This window comes from Agromyces sp. NPDC056965 (assembly GCF_042673425.1).
Classification (GTDB): Bacteria; Actinomycetota; Actinomycetes; order Actinomycetales; family Microbacteriaceae; genus Agromyces.
This window is the reverse complement of sequence record NZ_JBHURI010000011.1, coordinates 58524-65968: the sequence shown is the minus strand read 5'-3', so window position 1 is coordinate 65968 and position 7445 is coordinate 58524. Positions and strand designations below refer to the sequence as shown.

Below are 7445 nucleotides of genomic sequence, written 5' to 3'. Positions count from 1 at the left end.
GCTCGGACTCGCACGAGTCCGAGCGGCCGTGGGCCGATCCCTTCGGTTGTCGCGGTGATCAGCGCACGTCGTACGCCCGAACCACGGTCTGCGTCACGGAGTTGCCGTTGCTGTCGGTCAGCGTCACGCGGACGCTCACCGGCTGGCCGGATGCACCGGAGTGGTCGACGACCGCGACCCACTCGCCGTCCTGCTCGGCGGTCGGGGCGTCCACCCACGTGACCCCGTCGGTGGAGGTCGCGAGCGCGGCGCTCGTGATCGTGCCGGGCGTGTAGCCCGCGTGACCGGTGACGTGCAGCTTCAGCTCCTGCCCGGCCTCCGCCGCCAGCGTCTTCATCCCGTCCTCGGGGAGGTCGACGCGGGGGAACATGACCGCCAGGCCCTGGGAGACGACGGACTCGTCGAGCTGGGAGCGGAACTTCCAGACCGTCGTCACCTTGGAGGACCGCTGCCAGGTCTCCGTCTGGCGGCCGATCTTCTCCGTGAACAGCTCGAGCTCGTACTCGGCGTCGTCGGCCGGCACCTCGAACACGTCGGAGGTGTAGACCGACCGGCCGATCTCCACGCCGTTCCGGCGTAGCTTGAGGTTGCCGATGTCGCCGAACGATCCCTGGTCGGCCCAGTGCCCGGAGCTGTCGCCCCACATGCCGCTCGCGAAGCCGATCAGGTTGCCCTGCCGCTCGGCGGCCAGCATCAGTTCGCCGGTGTACGACTCCATCGCGGTCGGGGCGACGGTGCCGCCGTACCAGGTGTCGGTGCGCACGCCGCCGGGCTCGACCTCGCGCAACTGATCGACCATCATCTCGCCGTGCGGGAAGTACCCGAGCACGGCCGACTGCCACCGGACGTCGCCCGCCGTGAACAGCTCGGTGCGCGTCGAGGGCGCCGGCACCGGCTGGAACCCGCCGACCGCGATACCGTAGCCCTCCGCGTCGACCGCTGCGGCCCAGTCGAGGCGATCGACCGGTGCGCCCATCGCCTGGTACGTCGCCTCGGTGCGTCCGAGCTTCTTGTCGCGCACGACGAACTGCTTGGCGTCGGTGAACGGGGTGTCCTGCGAGAACGCGAGGTTGTAGACGAACGGGCTCGCCGCGGTGAAGCTCCACTGCAGCTCGACGGGGCCTGCGGCGAGTCGGTCGAGCAGCGACGCGGCCTCTTCCGAGGGAATCGCGTAGCTCGGCGCCTGGGAGACGGCGGCGCCGCTCTTGGGCTGCCAGCGCCCGGTCGCCTCGTGGTACGCCAGCACGGCCTCGGCGCCCGCCTCGTGCGCTGCGAGCGCCACGGTGTTGACCGAGGTGGCGCCGTCGGCGAGGCGGATGAGCGCGAACTTGCCCGCGACGTCGGCCGCCGCGAGTTCGGCGGCGGTGCCGGTGCCCGCGTCGACGACGGGCGACTGCCCGGTGCCCGTGAGGTTCAGCGAGGAGTAGCCCACCGGGATCGGGTGCAGCTCGTCGCCGCCGACCACCGACAGCTCGTCGACGAGCGGCGCGGCGTTGCGCCAGAAGTGCCGGAACTCGAACTCGCCGTCACGAGCCCTGCCCTGCACGTCGGCGTAGACCGCATTCACGGTGGACGTCGCGAACAGCGTGCCCGAGTGCCGCCACGTGTCGTCCCAGCTGCGCACGAAGGAGAGGCTCATGGCCCGGGTCTCACTGGGACGGTCGGTCTTCACGGTGATGCGCTCGGCGTCGCGGGCGTCGAGCACGACGGTCGTGTCCTCCGAGATCTTGAGCTCGGGCCGTGCCAGGTAGCTGACCGAGTCGACGAGCTTCGTGGCGCCGTCGGCGTCAGGCGTGGCGACGAAGCTCGAGACGAAGTAGCGCCCGGGGCGGACCTCGACGACATGTTCCCCTGCGCCGCCGTTGGCCCGGCGACTGCCGCTGCTCGTGTCGATGTTGACGATGTCGAGCGACGACGCGCCGCTCGCGGGGTTGCCGTTGCGGTCGATGACCTTGACCGTCACCTGCACCGTCTCGGGCTGCACGTACAGCGAGAACGGCGTCGAGACGTCGGCGTCGCCGGTGGCGACGATCCGCCCGGTGACGTCGCCGAACTGGTGGGCGGCCAGCTTCGCCGCCGGGTTCACCCGCAGCGGCACGGTCGCCGTCGCGCCCGGTTCGATCGTCACCGAGTCCTGCTCGAGCGTCGCGAGCCTGACCTTCACGCGGGAGCCGTCGTTGCCGGTCAGGCCCTCGACCTCGAGCTGCAGGGTCACCGCAGCATCCGACAGGTTCGTGTAGGGCACGTCGATCGTGACGGTCTCGTACTTCGTGTGCGGCCAGTCGAACGTGCCTGCCTGCAGGGCCGGTGCGCCAGTCACCGTCTCGTCGACCGCCGCACCCACGTCGAGGCGGCCGGCGCCGGTCTCGCGGACGTCACCGGGGATGTCGGTCTCGGCCGACGACACGAGGGCGGCCTTGATCTGCTCGCCGTCCCACTCGGGGTGGCGCTGCTTGACGATCGCCGCCGCTCCCGCGACGTGCGGGGTGGCCATGGACGTGCCCGACATGGACTGGTACGCGTACTGGCCCCGGCCACCGGCCGCCGCAGCGGAGATGCCCACTCCCGGTGCCGTGATCTCGGGCTTCAGGACGTGGGTGCCGTCGACCGGTCCACGGCTGGAGAAGACCGCCGTGCTGTCGTCCCGGTCGACCGCGCCGACCGTCAGCACCGACGGTGCGCAACCAGGGGAGGAGACCGTGTTGTTCGCCGGCCCGACGTTGCCGGCCGCGATCACGAAGAGGCTGTCGCTGCTCTCGGAGAGCGACCCGGCGGCCATCGCCATCGGGTCGATGCAGCCGTCGACCGGGGCGGTGCTGCCGAGGCTCATCGACACGACGTCGGCGCCGTGCTCGACGGCCCACTCCATGCCCGCGATGATGCCGGACGTCGAGCCGGAGCCGTTGTCGGCGAGGACCTTGCCGACGAGCAGAGCGGCCTGCGGTGCGACGCCGCGCTTCGCGCCGTCACTGGCAGCGCCGGACCCGCCGACCGTCGACGCGACGTGCGTGCCGTGTCCGTTGCCGTCGTTCCACGATCCCGATCCGGTGAAGTCCTCGCCGGCGATGATGCGGCCCTGGAGGTCGGGGTGCTCGGCGTCGGCGCCGGTGTCGAGGATGGCGACGGTCGCGCCCGCGCCTTCGAGCCCGGCTGCCCATGCCTCCGGCGCGTTGACCTGCGCGGTCGACTGGTCGAGGGTGGCCTCGACCTTGCGATCGAGCCAGAGCTTCTCGATCGAGCCGGCGGAGCGACTCTGCGGGTCGGTCAGGTCGGCCCAGAAGTCCCTGGCGGTCGCCTTGTCCGCGCTGAGTGCGGCGCTGCCGATCGACTCGAGCACGACGCCCGTCTCGGCGCCGCGCGGGGTCACCATCGCGGCTGCCGGGTCGGCGTACTGCGCGATGACCGGCAGCGTGGCGCTGTGGGCGTCATCGTAGCCCTGACGCACCAGGCCGGTGACGTTGAAGAGCTCCTCGTCGACCGTGCCGGCCGCCAGTGCCTCGACCACGTCGGCCGGGTAGACGTAGACATCGTCGCCGACCTGGCGGGTCTCCACGAGCGGCTGCGAGCCGTCTTCGCGCGGGAGCACCGCGACGGTGCTGCCGTTGGTCACGACGACCCGGTCGCCGTTGACCAGGGTGACCGTGACGGGCGGGTCGGCTGTCGTGCCGCGCCAGGCGCTGCTGCCGACGATCGGAGGCTGCTCGCCGGATTCATTCGCTTCGACGGCATTGGACAAGGTTGCGCTGGTGGCTACCATGACGGCGACGGTGGTCGCGGTCAGAGTGCTACGCCAGATGGGGCGCATCGGTTTCCTTCCTTCTGTGAGCCCGCGACGACGGCCGGATCGGTCTGCGTCTGCCGGGCTTGGCCGTCAGGCTCGCAGTACCGGCGACCCGAACGGAAGAATGGGAGCGGGCGGGACTACGCCGTGGCCGCTTCCCGCCACCCTGAGATCCGCGACCGAGGAGTGTTCGCATGCTGTCAGCCATCGGGCTCGACGAGGGGGAGGAGTCCGTCTACCGGTCCCTTCTCGCGCTCGGCGCCGCCGATCTCCCTCACTTGAACCGGCGGCTCGGAACGGGCGAAGGCGAGATCGGGCGGCGGCTCCGCGCGCTGGAGCAACGCGGTCTGGCGACGCAGTCCTCGGTCGAGTCCGGTGGGCGCTGGGTCGCATCGCCCCCGGGCGTCGCCCTGCGCCCGCTCCTGATCCAGCAGCGGCTCGAGCTCGAGGAGGCCGAGCTGACGGCGGTGGCGCTCGCCGAGGAGTACCTCGCCGAGGCCTCCGAGTCGGATGCCCGTGATCTCGTCGAGGTGGTCGTCGGCGCAGCTGCGGTGTCGCAACGCTTCCTCCAATTGCATCTGGGTGCGACGCACGACGTCATGTCGTTCGTGACCGAGCATTCGGTGGCCGTGTCCGGGCCCGACAACGAGGCCGAGGGCGTGGCCGTCGCACGCGGCGTCACGTATCGGATCGTGGTCGAACGCGCCGTGCTCACGTCACCGGCCGAGTTCGCCGAGGTGTCGTCTGCGCTCGGCCCCGACGTCAACGTCCGGGTGGTCGATCGGGTGCCGACCAAGCTGATGATCGCCGATCGGTCGCTCGCGATGGTGCCGCTCAACGGCAATCACTCCGAACCGGCGGCTCTCGTGATCCACGCGAGCGGCCTGGTCGACTCCCTGTCGGGCCTGTTCGAATCGGTCTGGCACGACGCCACGCCACTCGTGCTGAGCGGTCCGGGCTCCGATGAGGTGGTCGAAGGCGAGAGCGGTCTCGACACGCTCGACCTCCAGGTGCTGTCGCTGCTCCTCGGCGGGTTCACCGATGCGAGCATCGCCAAGCATCTCGACATGGGGCAGCGCACCGTGCAGCGGCGGGTGCGGGGGCTCATGGAGCTCGCCGGCGTGACGAGTCGGCTCCAGCTCGGCTGGCATGCCTCCGAGCGAGGCTGGCTCGTCCGCGGCTGACGGTCGAGGCGGGGCCGCCGCACGGCGCTCCGGTAGGGTTAACCTCCATGGGCAGTGTCACCGAGCCGGTCTCGGAGCCGAGTGAAATCAAGCGCGACCGCGGATTCTTCGGTCAGCCGCGATCGCTCGCGAACATCTTCGGCGTCGAGATGTGGGAGCGGTTCAGCTTCTACGGCATGCAGGGCATCCTGCTCATCTACCTGTACTACTCGGTCGCCGAGGGCGGCCTCGGCATGGAGGAGACCGCGGCGGCCGGCATCGTCGGTGCGTACGGCGGCGGGGTCTACCTCTCCACGATCCTCGGCGCGTGGCTCGCCGACCGCGTGCTCGGCAGCGAGAAGGTGCTCTTCTTCAGCGCCATCGTCATCATGGCCGGGCACATCGCGCTCGCCCTCCTGCCCGGTTTCGTCGGCGTCGGAGTCGGCCTGATCCTCGTGGCCTTCGGCTCGGGCGGGCTGAAGGCCAACGCCACGAGCGTCGTCGGCACGCTCTACTCCGAGCACGACCCACGCCGTGACGCCGGGTTCTCGATCTTCTACCTCGGCATCAACCTCGGCGCCTTCTTCGGCCCGATCCTCACGGGACTGCTCGCGTCGACCCTCGGTTTCCACTGGGGCTTCGGCCTCGCCGCCGTCGGCATGGCGATCGGCCTGATCCAGTACTCGTTCGGTCGCAAGCGACTGCCGGCCGAGGCATCCGTCGTGCCGAACCCGCTGCCTCGTGACCGACTCGGCCTCGTGATCGGCATCGCCGTGGCGGCGATCGTCGCCGTCGTCGTGCTCGTCATGACCGGTCTCATCACCGCGACGAACCTCGTCACCTGGGTCATCGCCTCGGTGATCGTGGCCGCGGTCGCCTACTTCGCGGTGATCCTCTCGAGCAAGCGCATCACGACCGTCGAGCGCAGCCGGGTGGTCGGCTTCATTCCGCTGTTCGTCGCGAGCGTCGCCTTCTGGTCGCTCTACCAGCAGCAGTTCACGGTGCTCACGATCTACTCCGACAAGCAGCTGAACCGCGACCTCTTCGGCTGGGAGATGCCCGTCTCGTGGGTGCAGTCGATCAACCCGATCTTCATCATCATCCTGTCGGGAGTGTTCGCGGCGATCTGGACCAAGCTCGGCGACCGGCAGCCGTCGACGCCGATCAAGTTCGCGCTCGGCACGGCGATCATGGGCGTGGCGTTCCTGCTGTTCATCCCGTTCGCCGGCGGTGCGGCGAACTCCACGCCGCTGCTCGCGATCATCGGCATCCTGTTCATCTTCACCGTGGCCGAGCTGCTGCTGTCGCCGGTCGGACTCTCGGTGACGACGAAGCTCGCGCCGAAGGTGTTCCATACGCAGATGGTGGCGCTCTTCTTCCTGTCGGTCTCGCTCGGCACGGCGATCTCGGGCCAGCTCGCGACGTTCTACTCGGCCGACACCGAGGTGGTCTACTTCGGTGTGCTCGGTGCCATCGCGATCGTGCTCGGCATCGCCCTCGCGGTCGGCAGCCGCGGCGTGCTGAAGCTCATGGCCGGCGTGCGCTGACCCGAGCCCGCTCGTCGCCCGGGTCGGGGCCGCTGGCGCGAGCGCGATGCTCGAGGCGACTACGATTCGAGTGATGACCCGAGCCCTGGTGGTGATCCCCACCTACAACGAGCGCGAGAACATCGCTGCGATCGTGGCGCGCGTGCGCGCCGCCGTGCCCGCGGCCTCCGTGCTCGTCGTCGACGACTCCTCACCCGACGGCACCGGCCTGATCGCCGACGAGATCGCGGCGGCGGATGCCTCGGTGCAGGTGCTGCACCGCACCGAGAAGAACGGCCTCGGCGCCGCCTACCTCGACGCGTTCGCGTGGGCGCTCCGCGAGGGGTTCGACCCGATCGTGCAGATGGACGCCGACGGCTCGCATCAGCCCGAACAGCTCTCGCGACTGCTCGACGCGCTCACCGCCGAGCCGCCGGTCGACCTCGTCATCGGGTCGCGCTGGATCGACGGCGGCTCGATCGAGAACTGGCCGCGCCGTCGTCAGTGGCTCTCGCGCGGCGGCAGCGCCTACGCGCGCTGGGTGCTGCGGCTGCCCACCCGTGATGCGACGGCGGGGTACCGGGTGTTCCGGGCCGACGCCCTGCGACGCATCCGGCTCGACGACGTGCACACCCGCGGCTACGGGTTCCAGGTCGACATGCTCTGGCACGCGCGTGAGGCCGGCCTCGTCGTGGTCGAGGTGCCCGTCACCTTCGTCGAACGCGAACGCGGCCGATCGAAGATGAGCGCCGGCATCGTGGTCGAGGCGATGATGCGCGTGACCGGCTGGGGGATCCGCAGCAGGATCGGTCGCGGGCTGCCTCAGCCCGCGAGCAGCAACGGCTCGGAGACCAAGCGCTCCCGAGCCTGACGGCGGGCGCCGGCGACGGCCGCCTCACCGCCCTGCTGCGACGCCTCAACCGGACGATCCGTCGGGTACCGACGACGAACGGTCGGGCGTCGGCGCGGTCGTTC

Annotated in this window: 4 protein-coding genes; 3 read left to right on the top strand and 1 reads right to left on the bottom strand. The window is 70.4% G+C overall.

All coding sequences use genetic code 11. The annotated features are described in order from the left end of the window. Positions 1–58 precede the first annotated feature (58 nt). Positions 59–3736: a S8 family serine peptidase gene (locus ACFTQE_RS04615; RefSeq protein ID WP_376923962.1), complete on the bottom strand. Its 3678-nt coding sequence runs from the start codon at positions 3734–3736 to the stop codon at positions 59–61. Positions 3737–3975: 239 nt separating this feature from the next. On the opposite strand from ACFTQE_RS04615, the gene ACFTQE_RS04610 reads away from it, so the two are divergent. The 3 genes from ACFTQE_RS04610 (at position 3976) to ACFTQE_RS04600 (ending at position 7341) form a co-directional block, all read left to right on the top strand. Then, entirely contained in the window at positions 3976–4965 is a 990-nt protein-coding gene (locus ACFTQE_RS04610) for a helix-turn-helix transcriptional regulator (RefSeq protein ID WP_376923961.1), read from the top strand. Positions 4966–5012: 47 nt separating this feature from the next. Beyond that, positions 5013–6491, top strand: a complete 1479-nt coding sequence (locus ACFTQE_RS04605) for a peptide MFS transporter (RefSeq protein WP_376923960.1) — start codon at positions 5013–5015, stop codon at positions 6489–6491. Positions 6492–6564: 73 nt separating this feature from the next. Continuing rightward, the gene (locus tag ACFTQE_RS04600) at positions 6565–7341 is read left to right on the top strand and encodes a glycosyltransferase (protein ID WP_376923959.1); all 777 of its coding nucleotides are present in this window, start codon (positions 6565–6567) and stop codon (positions 7339–7341) included. Positions 7342–7445 lie beyond the last annotated feature (104 nt).